Here is a 24209-nt window from a genome sequence, read left to right as displayed (position 1 = left end):
TCATGCGACATCGTCAACACCTGCCGGGATCTCATGCCCATGTTCGAGGCCGGATGGCGGGTGGAGGAGCTGGAATTGTACGACATGTTTCCCCAGACATGGCACATGGAAATTCTCGTCGTGCTTGTTCGACCCTGACGGACAGGACGCGGGACAACAAGGATCACTGATTCGTCGGGGAGGGCAGTCATGATCGAGGACGGGCTGAACAGAGTCTGGCTTGCGAGCTACGACCGTGAGGTAAAGGACAGTCTGGAATATGAAAAGATTCCGGTCTATGAATACCTCGACCGGGCGGCCGAGAAGTATCCTCGCCGCACGGCCATCGTCTTCAACAATTGGCGAATGAACTACGCCAAGCTCAAACAGGCCTCGGAAACTGTAGCCGTCAGCCTCCGGGAGTACGGGGTCCGTAAGGGGGATTGCGTGGCCATCATGCTGCCCAATCTTCCCCAGACCATCATCGCCTATTGGGGAGTGCTCAAGGCCGGGGCCGTGGCGGTCATGACTAACCCCCTGTATATGGAAAAGGAGCTCCTCCACCATTTCAACGATTCTGGTGCCAAGGTCCTGATTACCCTGGACCTCTTGTGGCCGAAGCTCCAGCCGCTCCTGTCCCGGCTCGGGCTGGAGAAGATCTTTTTCACCCGCATATCCGACGGGCTGCGCTTTCCCTTGAATTTGCTCTACAAGCTGAAGGTCGCCAGAGAAAAGAGCGCACCAGACATTCCCTTCGACGGGGATGTCATCAGGCCATGGAAGGATCTTTTGGCTTCGAAGAAATCTTTTGAGCCCATGAATCTGAATCCGACGGATGATCTGGCCATGCTCCAGTACACCGGAGGCACGACGGGGGTCTCCAAAGGGGTCATGATCACCCACGCCAACCTGGGGGCCAACGTTCAGCAATGCCAGGCAATGCTCCACGACCTGAACGGCGCGAGCCATACGGTCATGGGGATTCTGCCCTATTTCCATATCTACGGCCTGACGGTCTGCCTGAATTTCGCCACGTCCATTGGGGCCACTCTGGCCCCGTTTCCCCGCTTCGTTCCGGCCGACGTCCTCAAGGCCGTCCACAAGATCAAGCCGACCATTTTCCCCTGCGCTCCGTCGGTGTTTTCGGCCCTGCTCTATCAGAAGAACATCGAAAAATACGACCTGTCGACCATTAAATACTGCATTTCCGGCTCGGCCCCCATGCCCGTGGAGCTTATGGACCGTTTTGAAAAAATGACCGGGGCGAGCATCATCGAGGGTTACGGATTGACCGAGGCCTCGCCAATCACCCATTTGAATCCCCTGAGGGGTAAGAAAAAGGTGGGCTCGATCGGCCTGCCTTTCCCCGACACGGACGCCTGCATCGTGGACATGGAGGTGGGCACAGTACCCCTGCCTCCGGGCAAGATCGGGGAACTAGTCCTTCGCGGACCCCAGGTCATGAAGGGCTATTGGAACCGTCCCGACGAGACTGCCACGGCCCTGCGCAACAGCTGGCTCTACACTGGTGACATCGCTTACATGGACGAGGAAGGCTATTTCTACATTGTCGACCGGAAGAAGGATCTGATCATCAGCGGCGGATACAACGTCTATCCGAGGGAGATCGACGAGGTTCTGCATGAGCATCCCAAGGTCAAGGAAGCCGTTGCAGTCGGAATTCCGAACGAGACCAGGGGGGAAATCATCAAGGCCTATGTGGTTCCCAAGGACGGGGAGACCATCACCACCGCCGAGATCTTGACCTTCTGCCGGGAAAAGCTAGCCAACTACAAGATTCCGAAGAAAGTCGAGTTCAGGACAGAGCTTCCCAAGACCATGGTCGGCAAGGTTTTGCGTCGGGCCCTGCGTGAGGAGGAGGCGGCCAAGATTAAGGACGGAGGCGGGAAAAAGAGGCAGAAATAGGAGTCATGGTCTGTTTCGCCAATAGCGGCGGATGGCCTCGCGTACGGTCTGGGCGGCCAGATGGGCGCAATGCTTCTTGTCCTCTGGGATGGAGTCGAAGACGTCCAGAATGTCCTGATCCTCCATGGCCGCAGCCTGTTCCAGACTTTTGCCCTGGGCCAGGGTACAGGCCCGCGAGCCGGAGATGATGCTCGGGCCGCATCCGGTGGTGAAGTAACGGGCCTCGACCACATGATCGTCTTTGATTCGCAGGTCGATGCGCATGGAGTCGCCGCAGGAACCGGTCAGTTCGGCCGATGACGACGGGCTGTCCATGGCCCCGAAATGGGGCGGGTTCTTCCAGATGGCGCAGGCCCGGGGCCCGTAGAGACGTGCGGTGTCGTCCTCGATCCGGCTCTGGAGTTCGTCCAGAAAGCCGTCCAGACTTTCCTTGTGCATTGTGTTTACCTTGCTTTGCGTCGAAGATTCACGACCCGGTTCCGGGATTTTCGTAAAAAACATAGGGCGTTGCGTAGTCGCTGATCTCGAAGTAGACTTTTTTCTCACCTGGGTCGGCGACGAGGTTCATGTTCCGATCGTGGACGCCGTAGCCATAACGGTAGCTTCGAGCCTGGCGGTCCGAGGTCCCGTAAGCCGTTGAGAGCTTATCGATCTTGATAAACCGCATGGCGAGCTTTTCTCCGGCATAGATGTCCAGAACCCCGTCCGTGCCGGTCCAGTTCTGGATTCCACGACTGATTCTGTTCTGGGACTCCTGGGTACAGGCCGACACGGCAATAAGAACCAGGGCCAGGGCGGCGGTGGTCACGACGCGGGAGACAATCATGTGGTCTTCTTGCCAGCCATGGCCTGTTTGAGTTTGTGCCCCAGCAGCCCGATCTCCTGTTTTGGAGATTTTTTGGCGAACTGCTGCCAGCTCTTGTCCTCGGGCTGGTCCTGTCCGGCAGGAGTCAAGCTGATCTTGCGCCCGGGGACATTGATTTCGGCGATCTGGACGGCAACGGAGTCGCCAGGGGAGAGGGCCTCGAGCTCCTTGGCGTTGGAGGCTCGGCCAATGCGCGAGCCGGGCAGAAGACCGGTCACTCCGGGTTCCAGGTTGATGAAGATCCCGAATTTTTCCTGTTTCTCCACGGTTCCGGTCAGGGTCTGGCCGACTTGAAACCGTTCCTCGACATCGAGCCACGGATCACCCTCAGCGTCCTTCATGCTCAGGGAGATGCGGCGGGTCTCAAGATCAATGCCCTTGATCAGGACTGAAACCCGCTCTCCGATCCTGACTTCCCGGGACGGGTCGGTGACCCGTTTGAGGTAGCTCATCTCGCTGATGTGGACCAGTCCCTCAATGCCGGGCAGAAGCTCGACGAATACTCCGAAATTCATGGCCCGAACGACGGTGCCGGTCATTTTTTGGCCGATCTCGATTTGTTCGGACACGGTTTCCCAGGGGTCGGGCTGGGCCTGCTTGGCCGACAGAGAGATCCTGGGCTGTCCAGTCTTCTGATCCCGGCCGACGGACAGGATGGTGACCTCAAGGTCCTGGCCGATGGAGACAGCCTGGGAGGGGTCCTCTACCCTGGACCACCCGAGTTCCGAGACGTGGACCATGCCTTCCAGGCCTGGGGCCAGTTCCACAAAGACCCCGTAGGGCATGGCCCTGGTGACCACGCCAATGACGGCATCGCCTTCGCCGTGGTCGGCCAGAAAGGTCTCCACGGTCTGGCGCTGATCCTCTTCGATGATGACCCGTCGGGAAAGGACCAGGTTGCGGCCTTTCTCCTCGAACTTGATGATCCGGAAGGGCAGGGTCCGTCCAACATAGTCGTCCGGATTTTCGACGTATCTGGAGTCGATCTGGCTGACCGGGCAAAAGGCCCGGCGCTTGAGGACCATGACGTTGAACCCGCCCTTGCAGGTGCCGGTGACGTGACCTTCGACAGGCAGGGCGCTTTCAAAGGCCTCCCGAAGCATGTGCAAGCCACCGACCCCGGAGACGGCCTTTGACAGAACCACGGCGTCAGGTTTGATCTCGACTACGTACAGATCGATGCGATCGCCTTCCCGAACGGTCAGCTGCCCCTCCTTGTCGAGAAATTCCTCCCGGTCGGCCACACCGTCCTTGGCCGTGCCCGTGTCCAGAAACAGGCTTTTGCCGCCCACGGAGATGACCGTGGCCGAGAGCTTGTCGCCGACTTGGAGATTGGTGTCCAAAGGCTGGCCGTAGGACTCGAGCATCTGGGCGAAGTCCTGGTTCGAGTCGTCGTCCATGGGCATGGTCCTTTCCTCGTTCATTCCGTTGTCCTTGTGGAGTCTCCCCGGTTACAGGGAGGGTGGTCGAAGGTTGGTGTGGAGTTTTCAGGGCATTTGTGTCGGGCCATAGTCTGACCGGCCATCCACATGACCTGACGGCATAGGCCCATAAGCATGTTGTACTCGTAGAGATGAATCCTGGATCGTCCCATGAACCGCCGAAACGGAAGCATGTGGTACTCGGCGCTGTCGGGTTTCAGGTAGTCGATGGCCAGCAGAGCGTCCATGATTTTTTGCAGACAGCGTTCCCGTTCCTCCTGGGTGATCAGTCGGTCCTTGGCCCCGGCCACGGGATGAAGATCGTCCCTGCTGACCGCTTTCAGACATTCATAAAGAACGATGAGCACGGCCTGGGCCAAGTTCAGGGAGGTCATGTCCGGGGCCGTTGGGATGATCAAAAGCTGTCCGCACAGTTCGATTTCTTCGTTGGCCAGTCCTGTGTTTTCCGGTCCGAAAACCAAGGCCACCTGATCGCCGTGAGCTAATTGTTCGGCCATGAGCGGAGCGGCCTGGTCGGGAAAACGCAGATTGCGCCGCCATCCGCCGGTGCGGGCGGTGGTTCCATAGACATGATGGAAGCCGGTCAGCGCCGTGCCCAAATCCGGAACGATTCTGGCCTCTTCGAGGATGTGCCTCGCGTGGTGGGTGGCCAGGGGCAGGGCCTCTTCGATTCTCCAGTTTTCGGGATCCACCAGGATGAGATTGGGGCATCCCATGTTTAGGCAGGCTCTGGCCACGGAACCGACATTGGCCGAGTATCTTGGCCGGGACAGAACGATATGGACATCGGCCAGCAAGGGTCTGGTGCGCGGAGACATCGTTCGGCTCAATAGCCTGCAAAGCCCCGGGCTGGCAAGGGTCGGGGGCATCTGAAATCCGAAGGCGGTTGGCTCTGGACAGGGATCCGTCTCTGGGGCAGTTTTCAGCTCTCCTTCGGGGTTCCGGGGGTAAAGAACAAGCAAGGAGGCACTCATGATCGCACGAGAAGAGGCCCTGGATTTGCTCGGCCGTCACGTAAAGGAACGAAACCTGATTCAGCACAGTTTGGCGTCCGAGGCCGTCATGCGGGAACTGGCCGGACGGCTTGACCAAGACGTTGATATCTGGGGGTTGACCGGGCTTCTGCACGACATCGACTACACGGAGACCGCCGACGATCCGGCCCGGCACGGGTTGATCGGGGCCGAGATGCTGGCCGGACAATTGCCGGAGGAGGCCATTCAGGCCATCCGGGCTCACAACGGGGAAAGAAACGGTCACCGGCCGGTCGCGGACCTCGATTTTGCCCTGCGCTGCGGGGAGACCGTGACCGGACTCATCACGGCCAGTGCCCTGGTCCGGCCCACAGGCATGGATGGTATGGTCCCCAAGGGTTTGAAGAAGAAAATGAAGGACAAGGCCTTTGCCGCCAGCGTCTGCCGGGATAACATTCATGAGTGCGAGCGCATCGGCCTCGATCTGACCGAGTTTCTGAACATCGCCATCAAGGGGATGGCTGCTGTGGCTACCGACATCGGCCTGACCGACAGGGGAGGCGCCAACGTGTAGCCCGGGCAGATCCTGTTCAGGACAACGGGATGGGGGCGATGTTGTGGACGTCGACAGAGGTGATTCGGTTTTCACTGTCGACGTGGACGGCCACTGGAGCGTGGGATTCGATCTCCTTTTCGTCCAGGTCCACGTAGGCGGCGATAATGACCAGATCGCCGAGGCGGCCCTTGTGGGCGGCGGCACCGTTCAGCGCGATTTCCCGCTGTTTTCCTGGGATGACATAGGTCGAGAACCGCTCACCGTTGGCTAGGTTGTAGATATCGACCCGTTCGAAAAGGAAGAGTCCGGCCGCGGTGATGAGGTCGGGACAGATGGAGATGCTGCCCTCGTAGTCGAGGTTGGCATCGGTGATCACGGCCCGATGGATCTTGGCCTGCAGAAATGTTCTCATGGGCATGGCGTTTTTGATTTGCTCGAAGGGATGATGGTCAGTGGTTCCAGGTCCATGGCCTCCCGGATCCGGCAGACCGAGCAGAGCCCGGCGGTAGTCGGGGAGCCGCATCCCTGGCAGGGGGCGATGGCCGGGGTCGAACGGTCCTCACGAAGACGTTCGAAAACCGGCCTGGCCTGGCGCAAGTATTGACTGTAGAAGGAGCGTTTGCGCCCTGGCTGGTCGTCCTCGAGGTTGTTCAGAAGGATCTTGTACCGGGTGAAGGTCGCTCCTGGGCTGTAGGGACAGGGTTGATGGCCGTAGTTGAGTCCGGCCAGAAAGCACAGGGCTGCAGTCTCGTATTCGGTCAACTGACATAGGGGTTTGATTTTGCGGGCGAAGCCCGGGTCCCCGGGCAGAGACGGGCTCTGCCCGGCCAGATAGTCGGTGTCCCAGCGCAGGGTGTTGGACAAAAGGCGGGCCGTTTCATCGTCGAGGTTGTGGCCTGTGGCCAGGACATCGAAGCCGTTCTCCAGGGCGTACCGGTTGAACACGTGACGTTTGAGCCGACCGCATACCGAGCAGATCGGCCGTTTGATCCTGGCCTTGACGTCGGGTATGGCCATTTTGAGATCGGCGAATTCAACGACGTGGAGGTCGATGCCGAATTGTCGGCACATTGATTCGGTGTGGGCTCTGGCCACGGTCGAAGAATCGGCAATGCCCAGGTCGAGGTGGAGGGCCGAGACGTTCAGATTCAGGCGCTGGAGCTGCCAGGCCAGGGCCAAGGAGTCCTTCCCGCCGCTGACGGCCACGAGGATCCGGTCGTCTCGGGAACACATCTGAAAGGTTTTGATGGCCGCGGCGACCTGCCGTTCGAAGAAGACCAGGAAACACTCTGGACAGAAGGCGGCGTGGTGGCTTGGAAGGGCCACGGCGGCCGTCTTCCGGCATCGCTTGCATTTCATGGTGGACCCGTTATCCTCTTGAGATGACATCCCGGATGACGATTCTGTCTCCGGGGTGGATGGTCCGGTCGGGGGTGAGCAGTTCATCGCCCCGGATGACAAGTGCCCAGCCTGGGCGTCGGCCGGTCTTGTTCAGGGCCTGAAGCGCGGTGTTCAGCTTAGGGAAGCGCAGCTCCGTGTTCTCCGGTTCGAGGAGAACGACAACCTCGTTTCGAGGCATATCGGTTTCGGTGGTGGTTTCTTTCATGGTACGGCCGCTAGAAATTGACCCGTACGACGGGTCATCGAAGATTGGAGGTTTTCATGAACAAGGGCAAGATTGTCGTCGTCGACGATGAACTCCACATTCGGATGCTCTATCAGGAGGAACTGGAAGGGGCCGGCTACTCCGTGGCCACCTCTGACGGCACCGAGGACATTCTGGCCGTTCTCGATCGGGAAGAGCCGGACGTGGTCATCTTGGACATCAAGCTGGGCGCCGACGTCTCGGGCCTGGATCTGCTTCAGACGATCCGCAGTCAGGGCAACGATGTTCCGGTCATTCTGAGCACCGCCTACGATAGCTTCCAGCAGGACCTCAAGAGCATCGCAGCGGATTACTATGTCGTCAAGTCCGTTGATTCCACGGAATTGATGAACAAGGTCGTCCTGGCCATGGACAAGGCCCGAACGGCCAAAAAGCCTCAAAAGGCCTGATCGGACTTTTTCGGAGCTTCCGCGACAATCCTCTGTCGCCTCCGGCCGACGGCCGGGTATCCGGTGACGCCCACTTCCATTTCGTCAATGAATCGAACTCGATTCCCTGGAGGACGGGAACGTAACGGTGCCCTCAGAGCACCGCCATCGTGTCCTGACGTCATTTTTTCGGGCGTTGGTTGAGGGCTCGTTGGAAATACATATAACCTCGTTTTGTCAATGGGAGAATTTTCATGTTCAGGCGCACTCATCTTTCATGTGTGTTGGTTTTTTTGATAATTTTGACCATAACCTCCGTCGAGGCCAAGAAATTGACCGTCGACACCAGCACGCCTTGCGGCGGGATGTCCGTCGTTGATGCGAATCCGGTGGAACTTCTGCCGATCCTTGGCGAAGGCTCCGGCTGGTTGATAGACTGGACGGCCACCTGCCTCGACATGGGTGGACAGAAGATGATGGGTGTGCTGATCCCCAGATCACGGGTCCTGGCCGCCCGCTATGTCAAGGGTCAGGATGCTGTGGCCGTGACCCTGACCATCAACCAGGATGAGGAACAGAGTTCCGGCTCGGCGTTGAACATGTCCCCGGAGGCGGCCCAGTACTCCATGGTCAAGCCCATCTCGTCAAAGAAGATCACCTTTGCCGACAAGGAGGCCTTTGCGGGCGTTCTCGGGGGCATGGGCGAATACCGTCAGGACGTTCTGGACGTGATGCTTTCTCCTCACGCCGTCTTGAACATCCAGCGGGAGTACACCTCGGCGGGAAAGCCCATGGACATGGTCCAGTGGGCCAAAGACGTGCTCAAGGTCGAGGCCTACGAAGACCCGGACTGGGTCAAGGCCGACTGATCAACGATCCGAATCTGAAGGAATTGTCCGGGGCCTGGCCGATTCTGTCGGCCGGGCCTTTTTTGGTGGGATTTTCGAATTCCAGCGAAGGGCTGGCCGTCGTGGAGACGGTTCCGAGGCACTCTTCGGTCAGGCCGGTCAGACCCGACCCTCTTCGACGCCGTGGCAGGCGACCATGGTCCCCTTGTCCAGGGCCCGAAGTCTGGGAATCTCCATGCGACAGCGATCCATGGCATGGGGGCAGCGGCCGTGGAACACGCATCCCGGGGGCAGGTTGATGGGCGTGGGCACGTCGCCCTTGAGCCTGACGTGGTTGAATGCCTTGCCGCCGAGTCTGGGAATAGCTGAAATCAGGGCCTTGGTGTAGGGATGCCTGGGAACCTCGAAGATGTTTTCGGCCCCGGTCAGCTCGCAGAGGGTCCCCAGGTACATGACGGCAACCCGGTTGGAGATGTGCCGGACCACGGATAGATCGTGGCTGATGAACATGTAGGTCAGGCCCCGCTGTTCCTGAAGGTCCATGAGCAAGTTCAGAATCTGGGCCTGGATGGAGACGTCCAGGGCGGCGATGGGTTCGTCGGCCACGATGAACTCCGGGTTGACGGCCAGGGCCCGGGCGATGGAAATGCGTTGCCTCTGCCCTCCCGAGAATTCGTGCGGGAAGCGATCGGCCCACTCCGGATCGACCCCGACCTGTTCCATGACCTCGGCCACTCGATCCATGGCCTGCTTGCGGGTGAAGGCCGGGTTATGGAAGAGGATCGGCTCGCTCAGGGCCTGACGGACGCTCATGCGAGGATTGAGGGACGCGTACGGGTCCTGAAAGACCATCTGCATCTTGGTCCGGTAGAACTTCATTTTTGATCGCGGCAGGTTGTCGATCCGATGACCCTTGTAGCGGATCTCTCCCGAATCCGGCGGGTAGAGGCGGATGACGGCCCGGGCCAGGGTTGATTTACCGCAGCCCGATTCTCCGACCACACTGACGGTCTCCCCCTCCATGATGTCGAAAGAGATGTCGTTGACGGCCCTGACCAGGGTTCGTTTCTGCGCGAATTTTCCCCCTCTGAACTCGATGCGGTCCATAAGCCCTCCGGATATGTCGAAGTGCTTGACCACATTTTTGATTTCCAGAAGCGTCGTTTTCTTCATTTCCGATCCATACAATCCAGCCGGTGGCAGGCGACCCAAGAACCGTCTGGGAGGGATCGCAATAGAGGGAGATCCTTCCGGCAGGCATTCTCGCATTGGGGGCAGCGGTTGTTGAAGGGACAACCCTCGGGGATGCGGGTCAGGTTGGGCATGACGCCAGGGATCTGGTTGAGCCGTTTCCTGCGGGCCGCAGCCTGGGGCAGGGCGGCCAGAAGCCCCCTAGTGTAAGGATGTTTCGGGGAGGAGACAATGGCCTCGGTGGGGCCCATTTCGACAATGGACCCGGCGTACATGACGGCAATCTTTTGCGTGACCTGGGAGACCACGGCCAGGTCGTGGGTGATAAGGATAAGGCCCATTCGCTCGGTCTCGCAGAGTTTGAGCAGGAGTTCCATGATGTCGGCCTGGATGGTCACGTCTAGAGCCGTGGTTGGCTCGTCGGCGATGATCATGGCCGGGGAGGTCAGCAGGGCGATGGCGATGACGATGCGCTGGCGCATGCCGCCTGAGAACTCATGAGGATACTGGTCCAATCTCTTGCCTGGAGAGGGGATGGCCACCTGTTTGAGTTTGTCCACGGCCACCCGCCGGGCCTCGGATCTGGTCATGTTTTTGTGGGTCATCAGGGTCTCGACCATCTGGGTGCCCACGGTCAGGACCGGGTTAAGGGTCATCATGGGGTCCTGAAAGATCATGGAGATCCGGTTTCCCCGGACCTGCCTGACGGCCTCGGTGTCAAGTTTGGCCAGGTCTCGGCCCTCGAAGAGGATCGAGCCCGAGGAAATGAATCCTGGTTTGCTGATGAGGTTGATGATTCCGAAACCTGTCACGGATTTTCCGGCCCCGGATTCGCCGACTATGCCAAGGCGCTCGCCCTTGTGCAGGTCGAAGCTCACATTGCGCACGGCAGTCAGATTGCCGTGACGAAGCCGGAAATCCACACACAGATTCCGGACCTGCAACAGGGCCTGTTCGGAACTCAGGAGAGTGGTGTGGGCGTCGCTCATGTCCGATTTCAGCCCTTGTAGAGCTTGGGGTTCAGGAAGTCCCGCAGCCAGTCGCCCAGAAGATTGATGGAAAGGATCAGAACGACCAGGGCTATGCCCGGAAAAAGGGTGATCCACCACGATCCGCTGAATATGTAATCGAAGCCGGCCTTGATCAGCGAGCCGAGGCTGGGCCGGGTCACGGGCATGCCCAGGCCGATGAAGGACAGGGCAGCCTCGGACATGATGGCGTTGGCCACCTGGACCGTTGAGATGACCAGCACCGGGGTCATGGTGTTGGGAAGGATGTGGCGCCACATGATCCTTCTGGTCTTGAGACCGACGACCCGGGCGGCTTCGACGTACTCTTTCTTCTTTTCGGCCATGACTGAGGCCCGGATGGTCCGGGCGTATTGGGGCCATTCGGCGAACCCGATGATGAAGATGAGCATGGGAATGGCGAATCGTTCGTACATGCCCATGCCGAAGGCTGCCTGGAAGATGGCCCCGAAGAAGATGGCCACCATGTAGGTCGAGAACGAGAGCTGGACATCGGCCAATCGCATCAGAAAGGCATCGAGTTTCTTGCCGAAATACCCGGCGGTCATGCCGATGAGAATGCCCATGAAGGCCTGAAGGGCCACGGCGCCGAGGCCGATGAGGATGGAGACCCGCATGCCGTAGAGCATGGTCGAGAACATGTCCCGACCCTGGGTGTCGGTGCCCAGGAGGAACCGTTTGTCGCCGTCTGGCATCCAGATAGGGGGAGTTTCACCGTCCATGAGGTCCACGGTGGTCGGGTCGTAGGGGTCGTGGGGGGCGATGACCGGGGCCCCAAAGCTCAAAACGACCAGAATTACCAGGATCGTGAAGCTGCCCACAGCCATGGGGTCACGCAGGAAGCTGTGCAGAAAAAAAGACTGCCGAAAAGTTTTCCACCAGCGCATGACAACTATTTCCTGCCCGCGATGCGGACCATGGGGTTGACCAATCCGTAGATGAGATCGACCACGGTGTTGACGACCACAAAGATGAAACCGACGAAGACCATGTAGGCCACGGTCAGGGAGGTGTCGGCCCGGTTGATGGACTCGATGAACATGGCGCCCATGCCCTGCCAGTTAAAGACCGTTTCGGTCAGGATGGTGAAGGCGATCATGGTCCCCAGCTGGACACCGCCCACGGTAATGACCGGCAGGAGGGTGTTCTTGAAGGCGTGGACAAAGAGCACTCGGCTGTTTTTGAGTCCCTTGGCTCGGGCGAACTTGATGTATTCGGTCTCCAAGACCTCCTTCATCTCGGCCCGGATGAGGCGGATGAACAGGGGAAGCATGATGGACGACAGGGCTAGACTGGGCAAGATGAGATGCAGAAGGCCGTCTTTGGTGACAAAGCCGGACTGCCAGCCCGGAAAGATTTCAACCACCTCTCCACGACCGAAGGCCGGAAGCCACCCCAATTGAACCGCGAAGACATAGATGAGCAGGATGGCGGTCAGAAAGACCGGAATGGAGACTCCGACAATGGATGCCCCCATGAAAAATCGCGACAGAAATGTATTGGGCCTGACCGCGGCGTAGATGCCGATGGGGATGGACAGGAGGATGACGACGATGGAGGTGGCCAGGACGAGTTCAAGGGTGGCCGGGGCTTTGCTCAGGATGACTTGGGCGGCGGGACGCTTGAAATAGAAGGAGTTGCCAAGGTCGCCTTTGAGTGCATTGCCAACGAATCGGACCCATTGGACAAGAAAGGGATCGTTCAGCCCGAGTTTCTGGCGTAGCTCGTCCCGGTCCTTTTCGGAGACGGAAATGCCGGTCAATTCCCGGATGGGATCACCCACGGACTGCTTGATGGTGAAGCCTAGAAGGCTGATGACCAGCATGACCATAACGGCCTGGACGATGCGTCGAACGAAAAAAGCGAACATGAAAACTCTGCGTTGATGTTGAAGGGGGGCCGAATTCGGCCCCCCGAGAAATGGACGGTTCGATCCGGCGCTAGTCCATGATCAGGTCCCCGAAATAGGGGAAGTCCATGACGTTGACGATCTTGTCGGCGTTCTTGAGCTTGTTGGAGCAGGCCCAGGACAGCATTTGCCAGTGCAGGGGGATGAAGGCGGCGTCCTCGTAGAGGATGGTCTCGACTTCCTGAAGCATCTTGGCCCGCTTGTCCAGATCGGTCTCGCTGTTGGAGGCGATGGTCAGCTCGTCGACCCTGGGGTTGCAGTAGTTGGCGGAATTGTACTGGCCCTTGCCGGTTTCCTTGTTGGGACACATGTTCAGGTACTCGAAGAAGTTGGCCGAGTCCTCTGTGTCCGAGTGCCAGCCGATCATCTGGATGTCGGCCACCTGGGCGTCGAACTCATCCCAGTACTGGGCCTTGGGCATGGTCTTGAGTTCGACCTTGATGCCGATCTTGGAGAGCATGCCGGCCACGGCCTCGGCGATCTTCTCGTCGTTCACGTAACGGTTGTTGGGGGAGATCATGGACACGGTGAAGCCCTTCTCATATCCGGCTTCCTTCATCAGGGCCTTGGCCTTGTCCAGATCGAACCGGGGGGTGAGGGCCGGGTTGTGGCCGTCGTATCCCAGGGGCGAGTTCTGGCCGGCGGCCTTGGCCCGTCCCTTCATGATCTGCTTGACGATGCCTTCGTTGTTTACGGCCAGGTCCATGGCCATGCGGACCCGGACGTCCTTGAACTCGGGACGGCGATTCACATTGGCCTGGAAGGTGATGATGCGGGTGCCGTCCATGGTCAGAAGTTTGGCCTTATCGCTGGCTTCGATGCGGTCATAGTCCTGGGGCGGGACCGGGGCGATGAAGTCCACGTCACCGGCCAGCAGGGCGGCCACCCGGGTGGCGTCTTCGGGGATCGGGGTCAGAAGGATCTCGTCGACGTTGCCGACACTCTTTTCCCAATAGTCGGCGAACCGCTTCATGACCCACTTCTGACCGGGCTCACGGGAGGCCACGTAGAAAGGGCCGGTCCCGGACTCGTTCTCGTTGGCGAAGGACCATTCGGTCTTGACCATGGCGTCCTTGGGCAGGCCCTTTTCATCCGTTCCCGTGTAGAACTTGGAGTCCATGGGGAAGATGTAGGTGGCCATGTTCAGGAGTAGGCCGTAGGGCTCGCGGGTGATGATGTCCACGGTGTTCTTGTCCACGGCCTTGGCCGAAAAGGCCTCGAACAGACCCTTGAAGTCAACGCTCTTCTTCAGGCGTTCCAAGGTCCAGACCACGTCGTCAGCGGTGAACTCATTGCCGGAATGGAACTTGACACCCTGGCGGAGGTGAAAGCGCATGGTCAGATCGTCGATACGTTCCCATTTGACGGCCAGCCGGGGCTCGAAATCCATGTTCTGGGTCCAGCGGACCAGGGGATCGAAGACCATGTGCGAATACTGGAGCATGCCGCCCGAGAGCTGGACATGGGGGTCCAGGGAGACGGGGTCGGCGTCCAAGGCCAGACGGAGAACCTTGGGCGCGGCCGAGGCCGGGGTCACCGGAGACAGACCGACGACCAGCAGGGCCGCGGCCAGAAGCAGAAGACAAAGGCGTTTCATGGGGTTTCAGACCTCCTTTTGAAGTGTATCTCACGGGACGGTCCACATGGGCCGTCCCCAACCAGCGAATGACTTGCTACCATACCATGGGAATCCGGGCCAAGGCAACAGAAATCGCCCGTCCAGGCCGAACCCGGTTGGGCCTATTTTTCCATAGCGGACAGGATGCGCTCGGCAAAGGCCGAACATCCGATCTGGGTGGCCCCGGGCATCTGGGCGGCCAAGTCCACGGTCACGATTCTTGCGGCCAGGACCGTTTCGACCCCGCGACGGACAAGGCCTGCGGCCTCGGTCCAGCCGATGTGGTCCAGCAGCATGGCTCCTGATAGGATCAGGCTGCCCGGGTTGACGAGATCCTTTCCGGCGATGGTCGGGGCCGTGCCGTGGGTGGGCTCGAAAAAGGCCAGAGTGTCTCCCATGTTGACGCCCGGGGCTAGGCCAAGTCCCCCGACCTGGGCAGCCAGGGCGTCGGAGAGATAGTCACCGTTCAGGTTGGTGGTGGCGATGACGCTGTAGTGTTCGGGTCGGATCAGAACTTCCTGGAACATAGCGTCGGCGATGCGGTCCTTGACGACGATCTTGCCGGAACCGGCCGTGGCGGCCATGTCCTCGGTCACGGTCACATTTCCGAACTCCTCCTTGGCCACTTCATAGCCCCAGACCCTGAATCCGCCCTCGGTGAACTTCATGATATTGCCCTTGTGAACCAGGGTCAGGCTGGGCAGGCTCAGGTTTACGGCGTGGCGCAGGGCTGTCCGGACCAGCCGTTTGGAGCCGCCGGGAGTCACGGGCTTGATACCGATGCCGGCGGTTTCGTCCACATGTGCCCCCATCTCGTCACGCAAAAAGGCGATGAGGCGTTTTGCTTCGGCCGATCCCGAGGCCCACTCGATGCCGGCATAGACGTCCTCGGTGTTTTCCCGAAAGACGATCATATCGACCCGTTCCGGGTGCTTGACCGGGGACTCGATACCCTGGAAGTGCCGGATGGGGCGGATACAGGCAAAAAGATCCAGGGTCTGACGCAGGGTGACATTGAGGCTTCGAAACCCCTTGCCCACGGGAGTGGTCAGGGGGCCCTTCATGGCCAGGGTTGCCTCCTTCAGAGTATCCAGGGTCTTCTGGGGGAGGTACTCGCCAGTGGCGGCAAAAGCCTTTTCTCCGGCCAGAAGTTCCTGCCAGTCGAGACGGCGGCCGTCCGGATACGAGAGGCTGACGGCGGCGTCGAGGATTGGACGGGCGGCCTTCCAGATTTCTGGGCCGACCCCGTCACCTTCGATGAAGTACACGGTGGTGTTGGTCATGGGCACTCCTTGATGATGGATTATTGCAACGATGGGGAGACGGGCACGACGTTCCAGACTCCGCCGAGGCCCATTTCCAGATAGATTCGTTCAAATCCCGGCACTTCCGGGTTCATGGGGATCATGAGCTTGCCGATTGCGGAATCGAGAAATCCGCCTTCGTCCATGAGGAGGTAGGGCAATGAGGTGATGTCTACGAGGGTCGGGAAGCCGGTCTGATCCGGGTATTTTCTGCTCCAGGATCCTTGCGGTGAGAGGGTCAGCGATTGGGCCAGGAGAATGGGGCCGCGACTCGTGTGCAAAGTTCCACTGTCGGGATCGAAACGGGTTTTGGCCCGAAGCGCGACGCTCAGGCGGCGGGCGACCGTCTGGCTCGGGTCTGTGCGGGCGAATGAAAGGTGTTGCGAATCATTGGCCAGGTCCGAGAAGGTCAGCCACAGGGCCGAGGAGCCGGAAGGGAAGAGCAGGTCGATCATCCGGTCGTTGGTTTGAAGTCCTCTCTCGGCCAGAATCTCATGAGTTTTGTCAGGTTGGCTGAATGCCTGGCGAAGAAAATCCATGGCCTCTGCGCGCCCTCCCAGACGGGATTCCACGACCTTTAGCCCTCTGGGGCCCCGGTGGAGGGCGAACTGGATCCAGTTGGCGGCGAAGATCGGATCCTCGGCGGCGAGGGCCGTGGCGGCCAGAAAGAGATTGTCAGGGGTCTGGGATCCGCCGTCGAACAGGGTTTTGGCCTTGGCCGCGTATTGGATGAAATAGCCGTTGTCCCACCAAGCCATGACCGGATGGCCGGGGGGGAGTTTTTCCCGAAGTTCAAGGGCCAGACGGTAGTCGTTGGGTCCGATGGCGGCGATCTCCGGCGGGGCGAGATATCTGGACGCATTGGGCCAGGAAACGGCCAGAGCGGCGATGGCGACGACGATTCCTCGACGAAACGGGATCAAGGGAAGCCGGGCGGTGGCCCACGTCAGGAAGCAGCCGAGTCCCAGGGCAAAGGCCGGGACCGTGAAGATGGTGAATCGAAGACCCACGAGGCCAAGGAATCCGAGGGCGATCAGCGGGGCCAGGAACAGAGCCTGGAGCCGAAAGAAGACGGCCATGAGGATGAAGCCCAGGCTGGCCATGATCAGGGCCGGCCAGGATCCTCCGGCAAAGACCACGAATTGCTCCATGGACGGTGGATTGAGTTCCATTATGGATTGACCGACTTGGTTCCCAGCTGCGGACAGGCCGAGGACCAGATCGAGATGTCCGAGGGCGTAGTCCATTTGGAAGACCAAGGGCTTTGGGAGGATTCCCGGGGCGATGAAGTAGACCAGAATAAGGCTCAAACCGGCGAACAAGGCGGTGGCCTTGAGCAATCGCTCGATCGTGCCCGATGGCCAGAAGACGCTCAGCGCCCATGTTCCGACAAGGGCGAGACAGATGAGGCCTCCGGGTTGCCACCAGAAAAAAGCAAAGGCTGTCAGGGCCAGGTAGAGTCCGAGATGGATAAATCTTCCGGCCGATGAAATGGTCACAAACCGGTACAGGGCCCAGGCGGCCAGGAAAATGATGACCGGATTCAGACATTGGGTGTCGAATTTGCCCAGGTCGGTGTTCACGATCCAGCCCAGGTTGACCATGCCGGCCAGGGCCGAGGCCCACACGGCATGGACTCCTCCCAGTTCGCGGCCCCAGGCGACGAAGACCAGAACGAGCAGCGCGGCCAGGATGGGGGAGAGGAAAAAGGCGATGTCCTCAATGGAGGCCCCGGTGGCCGAATGCACGGCCGAGGTCGCCCTGACCAAAAGCGGCACGGGCTCGGGCCGGGCCCTGCCGGCCAGGTCGTCCGGCCCGTGGTAGTTGCCTTCGGCCAGGTCGTGGGCCAGCCGAAGGTAGTAGTAGCCGTCGAAGTTGTTGAGCATGGGCCGGTCTGAGTCGGCATAGACCCGGCCATGCTGATGGACCAGATAGTCGTAGTGTCTGGAGAGCCGTAGCCCTGTCATCAGGGCCGTCAGAGCCAGAATGATCAGCAACGAGGCCAAGGCCGGACGGGTTCGGAGCCAGCCGGTCCAGACCGGGGGGGCGACAGAAGAATTGCTCGGAGCCTCAGCGGGCGGGTTGACCGAAGAGTTTGCCGCGGCTCGTTTCAGACGGGATTTGCGGCCCACGTCAGTCGGATTCCCTCTTTTGGCCATCCATCCGTTCGTAGACGGCCAGACGCTGGGCGAGAATCCGGATCTGCCGTTCCTGCCTGGAGCGGTCAAGGTCCATGAGTAGAAGTTTGACCAGCACCGCGCTGAGGCCCAGAAGGACCAGGAGGATCGGGGGATAGCGGATACCGATCAGACGGCCGAGCTCGTCGACGATGCCAGGGAAAAAAGCCAGAAACACGGAGCAAGTCGCCACGGCCATCCACCAGAGGGAATGGCCCGGGGCAAGGCGGTCGCGTCGGATGAGCAGGAGGATGGTTCCGGCCGTACCCAGGCCGACCAGAGCAGTGAAGAGGCCTGCGGAAAAGGTCATGGCCTGGGTTCCTCGAGGAATTGGACGTTCACGGCCTGGCCGCGTTTGCTGCAGCAGAGGAGCAGGGTGGTGGTCATGTACAGGGCGACAACGAACCAGGAGGAGAAGACCCTGGACTTCCCGCAGGCTCTGAGCTCCATGGTCACCGGGGCCTCGACGACCCGCAGGCCAAAGCGGGAGAGCATGAGCAGCGCCCCCATGTCCTGGTGGTGGAAATTGTGGGCCATGGGGTGGAGCAACAGGGACATAGCTCTCTGGGAGTAGGCCCGGAATCCCGAGGTCAGATCGGCGACACCGAGGCCGGTGACGGCCCTGAAAATGGTCCAGGCCAGATGCCGGAGCCGGGAGCCCCGCTGGGGGCAGGAACCAATGCAGACCTCGGCCGTGCCTTTGGCCACCGGATCAAGGACCTGGGCCATGTCCTCGGCCCGGTGCTGACCGTCGGCGTCCATGGACAGGGCCAGGGAATACCCGGCCTTGAGTGCATGACGAAATCCGGCCTGAGTGGCTCCCCAGGCCCCGAGGTTGATGCGCAAGGGGAGGACCGTGGCCCCGGCCTGGAGGGCCTCTTCGATGGTTTGGTCAGTGCTGGCGTCGTCCACGACCACGACCTCGGCCGCGCCCTGATCCAATGCCGTCCGGACCACGGCGGCCACGGTGGGGGCCTCGTTCCAGGCGGGGATGATGACGGCGAAGGGCGGAAGGTCCCGGGTCATGGTCGGATCGCTCATCGGGAGTTCATCGTTTTCAGGATGTGTCGGTACAGATTGTCCAGGCGTTCGGCCACGTGCACGATGTCAAATTTTTCGGCCAGTCTGGACGTGGCCCGGCGTCCAAGTTCGGACCGGCGCGCCGGATCGTCCAGCAGGGTGTTCACGGCCTTGGCCAGGGCTTCGGGATCTCGGGGAGGAACCCGCAGGCCGGTTCGTCCGTGGATGTTCACCTCGCTCATGCCCGAGCCGGGAACTTCCGTCGTGATCAAGGGTTTTCCATAGCGCATGGCCTCCAGAAGAACAAGCCCGAAGGCCTCGGTCCGCTCCACCGATGGCAGGCAGAACAGGTCGCAGGAATCCAGCAGATTATGGAGGTCCGACTCGGGCAGGGAGCCGGGCAGATCGATTCGGTCGGCCAGTCCGAGACGAAGGGTCAGATCCCGGAGTTCGTCTAGCAACGGACCCGATCCGACGATGATCAGCCTGCCCCGGGGGACGGAAACCCAGGCCCGGATCAGTTGGTCCAGGCCCTTGTAGGGAGTGCAGCGGCCTATGGAGAGGACCAGGGGCGGGCCGTCTTCGGCCTTGGGCCGGTCTGGGACGTGAAAACGGCTCATGTCCAAACCCAGGGGGATGATTTCGACCTTTTCCCTGAATCGGCCGAGGACGGGGCTGGTGTCGGCGTAGGGACTCGAAGTGGCCACGACGGCCCCGGCCCGGGACAAGAGCATGGTTTCGGGTAGGGAGTAGACGGGGCGAAAAAGACGCAGGCCGAGATCGTTCGGGGACGGAATGACATCGGCATGCCAATGGACCACGAGCCCGAAGGTCGGCCTGAACCATCCCAGAACCCAGAAGGGTGAGACATTGGGCATATGGACGTGGACGATGTCCGGGCGAAACGAGGTCAGAATTTTGCGGAGATGGAGCGGATAGGAGGGAGCCAGAGGGGCGTAGGCCAGACTGAGGGCCACGGGCACCCTGGTCACGATCACCTTGTCGACGGTTTCCCTCTCAAGGTTTTTGGTCCCTTGGTGGGCGTGGCAGAGGACATGGACTTCGTGTCCCGAACGGACTTGGGCCCGGGCCAGATCCCGGAGGAAATTTTCAATGCCGCCCGGGGCGGGTGGATAGAACTTTCCCAGATGAAGGATACGCACGAACCGGTCGCTCTCCGTGCCGACGGGGCTTGAGTGGCTGTCGGGATGGGGATTCGGGAAGCTTTGTCGGGTGCGGCCAATTTCTCGGGAGGTTGGGGCCCAGGGAACACCACGCCCCCGGGAATCGACGGCACGCGGATGGCTACTTCACCAAGAGATGCGGTGTCAACTTCATCATGAGCCAGAAATGGCCGTTGTTTCAGGAGAGGAGAAAATGGACGCGATCATCGACGGAAAGACTTTGTCCGCGGTCGTTGGAGTGTGGATTTTTACAACCCGGCTTCGAATGTCTAGAGTTTAGAGTTTCCGATCAAAACCAATTGGCAAGGAAATGAAAATATTTGGATAACTGCCGATGGAGAAGAAAAAGCCTTAGGCTTCTTGATTGAGGATTATTTTGCTCATATGAAACTGCATTTTCAGATGTTTATTGAGAGACAGCAAGAAATCAAAAAGTCAAAAATGACCTAACAACGCAAATTAACCCGGACTGCCAAAAGCTGCGCCGCTTCGCTCTGCATCTTTTGAAACCAGGTTATTTGCAACTTAGGACATATATGGAGAAAAATGAAATGAGCGATAGATGTAATCGTGTCTGCCCGGTTGAAAGAGCGGGTAGCCTTGATAATATAATTCGGATGTGGTTCCAAAATCCTCAGAAAATATTACGTCCATTTATTAAAGAGGGAATGACAGTTCTTGATGTAGGGTGTGGTCCAGGATTTTTATCGGTTGATATGGCTCTAATGGCCGGAAAATCGGGTCAAGTGATTGCTTGCGATTTGCAAGAAGGGATGCTTCAAAATGTAAGAGATAAGATAAATGGTACAGGACTTGAAGCGCGAATCAAACTGCACAAATGCGAAGAGAGTGAAATAGGCGTATCAGATCATTTTAATTTTGTATTATTATTTTATGTAGTTCATGAGATTCCAAATAAGAAAGAGCATTTTAATCAGATGGTCAATATTAAAACCAAAGGGACAAGTCCTCATAGTGGAACCTCCATTTCATGTTTCAAAATCAGCGTTTGAAGAGACTATCAAAAATGCCAGATGTGTCGGATTTGTCGATACTGATGGGCCGAACATGCTTTTTCACAAGACAGTGATATTGAAAAAGTGCTAACGAGGCGCTGCACCGGACGGCAATTCCGCTGAGCTCCATTGCCGCCGCTGAACCTGAGCGTTAGCCCAGAAGAGATACTGAACGAGATGACTACAACGATGAAGAATAAGGACAACCATGCTTGAACAGGCTTTCAAGAATATCGACGACGTTCTCTGGAAAGACGCCGGCTGCACCAGCGAGCTTGATTACACCGAGCAGACCTCCTGGCTGCTCTTCCTGAAATACCTCGACGCCCTCGAACAGGACAACTGTCCAGGGACAGGGGACGGAGTGGGGACCAATAGATGAAACGGCAAAAAGAAAAAGGGTTGGAGGATTTTTTTCTATCCTCCAACCCTTTGATTTTACTTTGGTGCCGGGGGGGGGGAATCGAACCCCCATGGGGTTGCCCCCGCTGGATTTTGAGTCCGATTTCGGCTTTCCCTTGCCTTCCCAACTATTGACGTTAATTGACTTTTTTGGTCGACTCCGTTCCCGAGATTGCCCTCAAAGCCTAACCAAATGGGGACAGGATGGGGACCAGAAAAACAGCCTTTCGGGCAACCGGATTTCCCGGCGTCAGGTGCCGGGATCATCCCACCCGCAAAAACGGACGACACGCGGACGTCTATTACACGGTCCGATATGGTGTCAACGGGCACCGGCACGAGGACGGGCTCGGCTGGGCCAGTGAGGGCTGGACGGCGGCCAAGGCCTACGCCGTGCTCTCCGAGCTCAAGGCAAACATCAAGACCGGCATCGGGCCGCAGACTTTGGCCGACCGCCGGGATGCCATCGCATCCGAGCGGGCCGAGGAGGCCCGGCGGAAGAGACGGGCCGGATTGACCGTGCGGGCCTTCTGGGAGCGCTACTACTTGCCCGCCATCAAAGATGGGAAACGGACCTGGGAAATCGACGATCTCCGTGCCCATAAGCTCATTCTGCCGTGCCTGGGGGACATCCCCCTGGCCAAGGTGACGGCCGAGGATGTCCGGACGATGCTGGGTGAAGTCAGAGGAGCGGCCGGGACGGTCCGCCATTACCTGGCCATAATCAGACGCATGTTCAACGTCGCGGCCAAGACATACGACGCGGACGGTGTCGCCCTCTTCCATGGACGAAACCCGTGTTCCTCCCTCGAAATCCCAAAGCTCAACAACGCCCGGACCAGATACCTGACCAAAGATGAGGCCCGGTTGATCATCGAGGAGGCCGGAAAGCTCCGGCTGCCCGACCTCAAGCACGCCATCATCGTGTCCCTGAACACGGGCTTGCGGGCCGGTGAGATAGAGCGCATGGCCTGGCAGGACATCGACTTTTTCGGTAAAATCCTCCGCGTGCCCGACCAGGCGCGGCGCAAGCCCGGGGGTGCCGTGCCCCTGAACGAGGCGGTCTTGCGGGTCTTGGGGGAGCGCCGGGGTCAGGTGTCCGGGCCGCTGGTGTTCCCCACCCCCCGGGGCGGGGTGCATTCGAGGCTGACCGAGTTGTTCCGGGGCGTCGTGGGCCGGACAGGCCTGAATGACGGGGTCGACGACCGTCGGCATCGGGTGGTTTTTCACACCCTGCGCCATACGTTCGCGTCCTGGCTGGCCATACACGGCACGGACATCTACCGGATCAAGACCTTGATGCGGCATCGGACGTTGCAGATGACGATGAGGTATGCTCATTTGATCCCCGATCAGACCCGCGACGCCGTGGATCGACTGGCCCTTGAATAGGGCTTGGTCCGCATCCGGACCAGGAGCCAGTCCACCAAGGCCTCGCGGCGGTAGGCGATGGTGCACCCGAAGACCAGGGGGCACTCCGGCCCGGTGCCGTTGGAGTCGGCATTGGCCAGGGACTTGGGGGATACGGTCCCCCCGAGAAACTTGGAGACGGACTTGCGGGCCACGATGGGCGGCAGCCCCTCGATCAACTCCTTGCGGATTTCCTCGTAGTCTTCCGTCATGGGATCATCCTATCTTGCCCGTCCGCTCGGACGAGGAAATGAAGTCAAACAGATCGGCGGCCATCCTGGTCAGCTTCCTGGTCAGCTCTCTGGCCTCGGCCGGGGTGATCTTGTCGTCTTCGACGATCCGGCCGACCACGCCGGATGTCTCGCCCATGCGCTCCAGAAGGGTGGAGATCTGGCGCAGGCATCCGGAGACCGAGAGGGGTTTGCCCTTGAGGCTGCAAAGTTCGGCGGTGTTCCGGTTCAGCCAGTCCAGGATGATGGTGTTGCCCAGCACCGAGCAGAGCCTGGGGATGGAGTGGGCCGGGGGCCAATACGCGTCGTTCACGTTGAAAAATCTGTATCCTTGCCCCGGGCTCCAGCCCATCTCCTCGGCCACGGCATCGATGCTTCTCCCGCTTTGAGTCAAGGCGATCTGCAGGGCCTCGCCCATGGAAACTTTGGTCAGGTCCATACGAACCTCCGTATTATTTTCCCAAAATTGCACATTTACAGGTCCAAAAATTGAGGAATACGCGCAAAAAACAGGGCGACGACTAGGCCGGCTCAACGGTTTTTTTGGGCTTGGGCTTCCTCGGTTCAGGGAGGAGGTCCGCAGGCATGCCCACGGACTTGGTCAGATACTCGATGACGGCCGGGGTCCGGCGGTGCCCGAGGATGACCTTGTTGATGGCCGCAGGATAGGCCCCGATAGCCCGGGCCAGACCCTTCTGGGTCAAACCCCTGGAGGCCAGCCACCCCTTGGCGGCCCAAACCCTTTGACAGTCAGTCGATGGTGCGTCTATTTGGTTCATCTCTCATGCTAACGGTTAGACGTTTAGTGTATGGGATACCCTTTAGTCCGTTTTTATGGATAATGACAACCGGAAATTTGGATAAAAAGAAAAAAAAATAGGGAAGGGGAGGGAATGATGTGGAAAGGAACGGCATCGGACACAGGTTGAGGGTGGCTCGCGGTGTATTGTCGCAGGCCGAGGTTGGAAAACTTCTCGGTATCGGTAAAAACACGCTTTCAAATTACGAGCTGGAGAAGACCAGCCCGAACGCTGATTTCATCGCCAGGTTTTGCAAGGCGCTCAATGTGTCTCCAAGCTGGCTCCAGACAGGGGAC

At 59.3% G+C, this 24209-nt stretch carries 25 protein-coding genes and 3 pseudogenes; 8 read left to right on the top strand and 20 right to left on the bottom strand.

The window, feature by feature from the left end; genetic code table 11:
- The first annotated feature begins 189 nt into the window (after nucleotides 1–189).
- Nucleotides 190–1905 (top strand): long-chain fatty acid--CoA ligase, encoded by a 1716-nt coding sequence (locus tag EOM25_05900; protein NCC24720.1) that lies wholly within the window; start codon nucleotides 190–192, stop codon nucleotides 1903–1905.
- 3 nt (nucleotides 1906–1908) lie between these two features.
- Here EOM25_05900 and EOM25_05895 read toward each other — a convergent pair whose 3' ends face one another.
- Genes EOM25_05895 through EOM25_05880 form a run of 4 tightly spaced genes read right to left on the bottom strand, consistent with a single transcriptional unit; the run spans nucleotide 1909 to nucleotide 5009 of the window.
- Nucleotides 1909–2406, bottom strand: coding sequence for an iron-sulfur cluster assembly scaffold protein (locus EOM25_05895; protein ID NCC24719.1), 498 nt, complete (start codon nucleotides 2404–2406; stop codon nucleotides 1909–1911).
- On the bottom strand, nucleotides 2372–2731 hold the full coding sequence (locus EOM25_05890) for a hypothetical protein (protein NCC24718.1): 360 nt from the start codon (nucleotides 2729–2731) through the stop codon (nucleotides 2372–2374). Before EOM25_05890 ends, EOM25_05895 begins: the two co-directional genes overlap by 35 nt.
- The gene (locus EOM25_05885) at nucleotides 2728–4194 is read right to left on the bottom strand and encodes a 30S ribosomal protein S1 (protein ID NCC24717.1); all 1467 of its coding nucleotides are present in this window, start codon (nucleotides 4192–4194) and stop codon (nucleotides 2728–2730) included. Before EOM25_05885 ends, EOM25_05890 begins: the two co-directional genes overlap by 4 nt.
- Nucleotides 4191–5009 carry an RNA methyltransferase gene (locus EOM25_05880; GenBank protein NCC24716.1) on the bottom strand — a complete coding sequence of 273 codons (819 nt, stop codon included), beginning with the start codon at nucleotides 5007–5009 and terminating at the stop codon, nucleotides 4191–4193. Before EOM25_05880 ends, EOM25_05885 begins: the two co-directional genes overlap by 4 nt.
- A gap of 175 nt (nucleotides 5010–5184) precedes the next feature.
- On the opposite strand from EOM25_05880, the gene EOM25_05875 reads away from it, so the two are divergent.
- Nucleotides 5185–5760: an HDIG domain-containing protein gene (locus EOM25_05875; protein ID NCC24715.1), complete on the top strand. Its 576-nt coding sequence runs from the start codon at nucleotides 5185–5187 to the stop codon at nucleotides 5758–5760.
- A gap of 16 nt (nucleotides 5761–5776) precedes the next feature.
- Here EOM25_05875 and EOM25_05870 read toward each other — a convergent pair whose 3' ends face one another.
- Genes EOM25_05870 through EOM25_05860 form a run of 3 tightly spaced genes read right to left on the bottom strand, consistent with a single transcriptional unit; the run spans nucleotide 5777 to nucleotide 7321 of the window.
- Entirely contained in the window at nucleotides 5777–6160 is a 384-nt protein-coding gene (locus EOM25_05870) for an aspartate 1-decarboxylase (GenBank protein ID NCC24714.1), read from the bottom strand.
- Nucleotides 6151–7101 (bottom strand): adenine nucleotide alpha hydrolase family protein, encoded by a 951-nt coding sequence (locus EOM25_05865; protein ID NCC24713.1) that lies wholly within the window; start codon nucleotides 7099–7101, stop codon nucleotides 6151–6153. The genes EOM25_05870 and EOM25_05865 overlap by 10 nt, the downstream gene beginning before the upstream one ends.
- Nucleotides 7102–7111: 10 nt before the next feature.
- Nucleotides 7112–7321, bottom strand: a complete 210-nt coding sequence (locus EOM25_05860) for a hypothetical protein (protein ID NCC24712.1) — start codon at nucleotides 7319–7321, stop codon at nucleotides 7112–7114.
- Nucleotides 7322–7404: 83 nt separating this feature from the next.
- Between EOM25_05860 and EOM25_05855 the strand changes: the two genes are divergently transcribed.
- Both EOM25_05855 and EOM25_05850 read left to right on the top strand, forming a co-directional pair.
- On the top strand, nucleotides 7405–7797 hold the full coding sequence (locus EOM25_05855) for a response regulator (GenBank protein NCC24711.1): 393 nt from the start codon (nucleotides 7405–7407) through the stop codon (nucleotides 7795–7797).
- Nucleotides 7798–8030: 233 nt separating this feature from the next.
- Nucleotides 8031–8645 (top strand): hypothetical protein, encoded by a 615-nt coding sequence (locus tag EOM25_05850; GenBank protein NCC24710.1) that lies wholly within the window; start codon nucleotides 8031–8033, stop codon nucleotides 8643–8645.
- 138 nt (nucleotides 8646–8783) lie between these two features.
- Here EOM25_05850 and EOM25_05845 read toward each other — a convergent pair whose 3' ends face one another.
- From EOM25_05845 to EOM25_05800, 10 genes are all read right to left on the bottom strand, one after another.
- The gene (locus EOM25_05845; protein NCC24709.1) at nucleotides 8784–9797 is read right to left on the bottom strand and encodes an ATP-binding cassette domain-containing protein; all 1014 of its coding nucleotides are present in this window, start codon (nucleotides 9795–9797) and stop codon (nucleotides 8784–8786) included.
- Complete coding sequence (locus EOM25_05840) at nucleotides 9794–10804, bottom strand: ABC transporter ATP-binding protein (GenBank protein ID NCC24708.1); 1011 nt, start codon at nucleotides 10802–10804, stop codon at nucleotides 9794–9796. Before EOM25_05840 ends, EOM25_05845 begins: the two co-directional genes overlap by 4 nt.
- 8 nt (nucleotides 10805–10812) lie before the next feature.
- Nucleotides 10813–11730, bottom strand: coding sequence for an ABC transporter permease (locus tag EOM25_05835; protein NCC24707.1), 918 nt, complete (start codon nucleotides 11728–11730; stop codon nucleotides 10813–10815).
- Between the two features lie 5 nt (nucleotides 11731–11735).
- Nucleotides 11736–12713 carry an ABC transporter permease gene (locus tag EOM25_05830; GenBank protein ID NCC24706.1) on the bottom strand — a complete coding sequence of 326 codons (978 nt, stop codon included), beginning with the start codon at nucleotides 12711–12713 and terminating at the stop codon, nucleotides 11736–11738.
- Nucleotides 12714–12783: 70 nt separating this feature from the next.
- On the bottom strand, nucleotides 12784–14349 hold the full coding sequence (locus EOM25_05825) for an ABC transporter substrate-binding protein (protein ID NCC24705.1): 1566 nt from the start codon (nucleotides 14347–14349) through the stop codon (nucleotides 12784–12786).
- 143 nt (nucleotides 14350–14492) lie between these two features.
- Complete coding sequence (locus tag EOM25_05820; GenBank protein NCC24704.1) at nucleotides 14493–15653, bottom strand: NADP-dependent isocitrate dehydrogenase; 1161 nt, start codon at nucleotides 15651–15653, stop codon at nucleotides 14493–14495.
- A 20-nt stretch (nucleotides 15654–15673) separates the two neighbouring features.
- A complete protein-coding gene (locus EOM25_05815; GenBank protein ID NCC24703.1) occupies nucleotides 15674–17806 on the bottom strand; it encodes a hypothetical protein in 2133 nt (710 codons plus the stop codon).
- Nucleotide 17807: 1 nt separating this feature from the next.
- Nucleotides 17808–18161 (bottom strand): DUF2304 domain-containing protein, encoded by a 354-nt coding sequence (locus EOM25_05810; protein NCC24702.1) that lies wholly within the window; start codon nucleotides 18159–18161, stop codon nucleotides 17808–17810.
- Nucleotides 18158–18892, bottom strand: a complete 735-nt coding sequence (locus EOM25_05805; protein ID NCC24701.1) for a glycosyltransferase family 2 protein — start codon at nucleotides 18890–18892, stop codon at nucleotides 18158–18160. Before EOM25_05805 ends, EOM25_05810 begins: the two co-directional genes overlap by 4 nt.
- The gene (locus EOM25_05800; GenBank protein ID NCC24700.1) at nucleotides 18889–20034 is read right to left on the bottom strand and encodes a glycosyltransferase; all 1146 of its coding nucleotides are present in this window, start codon (nucleotides 20032–20034) and stop codon (nucleotides 18889–18891) included. Before EOM25_05800 ends, EOM25_05805 begins: the two co-directional genes overlap by 4 nt.
- Before the next feature lie 557 nt (nucleotides 20035–20591).
- Between EOM25_05800 and EOM25_05795 the strand changes: the two are divergent.
- The 3 genes and pseudogenes from EOM25_05795 (at nucleotide 20592) to EOM25_05785 (ending at nucleotide 22865) form a co-directional block, all read left to right on the top strand.
- Nucleotides 20592–21162, top strand: a pseudogene (locus EOM25_05795) (class I SAM-dependent methyltransferase).
- Between the two features lie 117 nt (nucleotides 21163–21279).
- A pseudogene (locus EOM25_05790) lies at nucleotides 21280–21411 on the top strand (type I restriction endonuclease subunit M).
- A gap of 266 nt (nucleotides 21412–21677) precedes the next feature.
- Nucleotides 21678–22865, top strand: a complete 1188-nt coding sequence (locus EOM25_05785) for a site-specific integrase (GenBank protein NCC24699.1) — start codon at nucleotides 21678–21680, stop codon at nucleotides 22863–22865.
- A 23-nt stretch (nucleotides 22866–22888) separates the two neighbouring features.
- On the opposite strand, the pseudogene EOM25_05780 reads toward EOM25_05785, so the two are convergent.
- The 3 genes and pseudogenes from EOM25_05780 to EOM25_05770 all read right to left on the bottom strand — a co-directional run bounded on the left by EOM25_05780 (nucleotide 22889) and on the right by EOM25_05770 (nucleotide 23892).
- Nucleotides 22889–23095, bottom strand: a pseudogene (locus EOM25_05780) (hypothetical protein).
- Between the two features lie 4 nt (nucleotides 23096–23099).
- Nucleotides 23100–23552 (bottom strand): hypothetical protein, encoded by a 453-nt coding sequence (locus EOM25_05775; protein ID NCC24698.1) that lies wholly within the window; start codon nucleotides 23550–23552, stop codon nucleotides 23100–23102.
- An 82-nt stretch (nucleotides 23553–23634) separates the two neighbouring features.
- The gene (locus EOM25_05770; GenBank protein ID NCC24697.1) at nucleotides 23635–23892 is read right to left on the bottom strand and encodes an XRE family transcriptional regulator; all 258 of its coding nucleotides are present in this window, start codon (nucleotides 23890–23892) and stop codon (nucleotides 23635–23637) included.
- A 119-nt stretch (nucleotides 23893–24011) separates the two neighbouring features.
- Here EOM25_05770 and EOM25_05765 point away from each other — a divergent pair.
- A partial coding sequence (locus tag EOM25_05765; protein NCC24696.1) for an XRE family transcriptional regulator occupies nucleotides 24012–24209 on the top strand: 198 nt, incomplete at its 3' end.

The organism is Deltaproteobacteria bacterium (assembly GCA_009929795.1).
Taxonomy (GTDB): Bacteria; Desulfobacterota; Desulfovibrionia; order Desulfovibrionales; family Desulfomicrobiaceae; genus RZZR01.
This window is presented reverse-complemented; position numbering and strand designations above follow the sequence as displayed.

Coding starts and splice junctions, on each gene's coding strand:
- EOM25_05850 (NCC24710.1), top strand. CDS start 8,031: ATGTTCAGGCGCACTCATCTTTCATGTGTGTTGGTTTTTTTGATAATT.
- EOM25_05825 (NCC24705.1), bottom strand. CDS start 14,349: ATGAAACGCCTTTGTCTTCTGCTTCTGGCCGCGGCCCTGCTGGTCGTC.
- EOM25_05770 (NCC24697.1), bottom strand. CDS start 23,892: ATGAACCAAATAGACGCACCATCGACTGACTGTCAAAGGGTTTGGGCC.
- EOM25_05900 (NCC24720.1), top strand. CDS start 190: ATGATCGAGGACGGGCTGAACAGAGTCTGGCTTGCGAGCTACGACCGT.
- EOM25_05890 (NCC24718.1), bottom strand. CDS start 2,731: ATGATTGTCTCCCGCGTCGTGACCACCGCCGCCCTGGCCCTGGTTCTT.
- EOM25_05835 (NCC24707.1), bottom strand. CDS start 11,730: ATGCGCTGGTGGAAAACTTTTCGGCAGTCTTTTTTTCTGCACAGCTTC.
- EOM25_05830 (NCC24706.1), bottom strand. CDS start 12,713: ATGTTCGCTTTTTTCGTTCGACGCATCGTCCAGGCCGTTATGGTCATG.
- EOM25_05885 (NCC24717.1), bottom strand. CDS start 4,194: ATGAACGAGGAAAGGACCATGCCCATGGACGACGACTCGAACCAGGAC.
- EOM25_05805 (NCC24701.1), bottom strand. CDS start 18,892: ATGAGCGATCCGACCATGACCCGGGACCTTCCGCCCTTCGCCGTCATC.
- EOM25_05865 (NCC24713.1), bottom strand. CDS start 7,101: ATGAAATGCAAGCGATGCCGGAAGACGGCCGCCGTGGCCCTTCCAAGC.
- EOM25_05875 (NCC24715.1), top strand. CDS start 5,185: ATGATCGCACGAGAAGAGGCCCTGGATTTGCTCGGCCGTCACGTAAAG.
- EOM25_05810 (NCC24702.1), bottom strand. CDS start 18,161: ATGACCTTTTCCGCAGGCCTCTTCACTGCTCTGGTCGGCCTGGGTACG.
- EOM25_05855 (NCC24711.1), top strand. CDS start 7,405: ATGAACAAGGGCAAGATTGTCGTCGTCGACGATGAACTCCACATTCGG.
- EOM25_05820 (NCC24704.1), bottom strand. CDS start 15,653: ATGACCAACACCACCGTGTACTTCATCGAAGGTGACGGGGTCGGCCCA.
- EOM25_05870 (NCC24714.1), bottom strand. CDS start 6,160: ATGCCCATGAGAACATTTCTGCAGGCCAAGATCCATCGGGCCGTGATC.
- EOM25_05895 (NCC24719.1), bottom strand. CDS start 2,406: ATGTTTTTTACGAAAATCCCGGAACCGGGTCGTGAATCTTCGACGCAA.
- EOM25_05785 (NCC24699.1), top strand. CDS start 21,678: ATGGGGACCAGAAAAACAGCCTTTCGGGCAACCGGATTTCCCGGCGTC.
- EOM25_05845 (NCC24709.1), bottom strand. CDS start 9,797: ATGAAGAAAACGACGCTTCTGGAAATCAAAAATGTGGTCAAGCACTTC.
- EOM25_05775 (NCC24698.1), bottom strand. CDS start 23,552: ATGGACCTGACCAAAGTTTCCATGGGCGAGGCCCTGCAGATCGCCTTG.
- EOM25_05840 (NCC24708.1), bottom strand. CDS start 10,804: ATGAGCGACGCCCACACCACTCTCCTGAGTTCCGAACAGGCCCTGTTG.
- EOM25_05860 (NCC24712.1), bottom strand. CDS start 7,321: ATGCCTCGAAACGAGGTTGTCGTTCTCCTCGAACCGGAGAACACGGAG.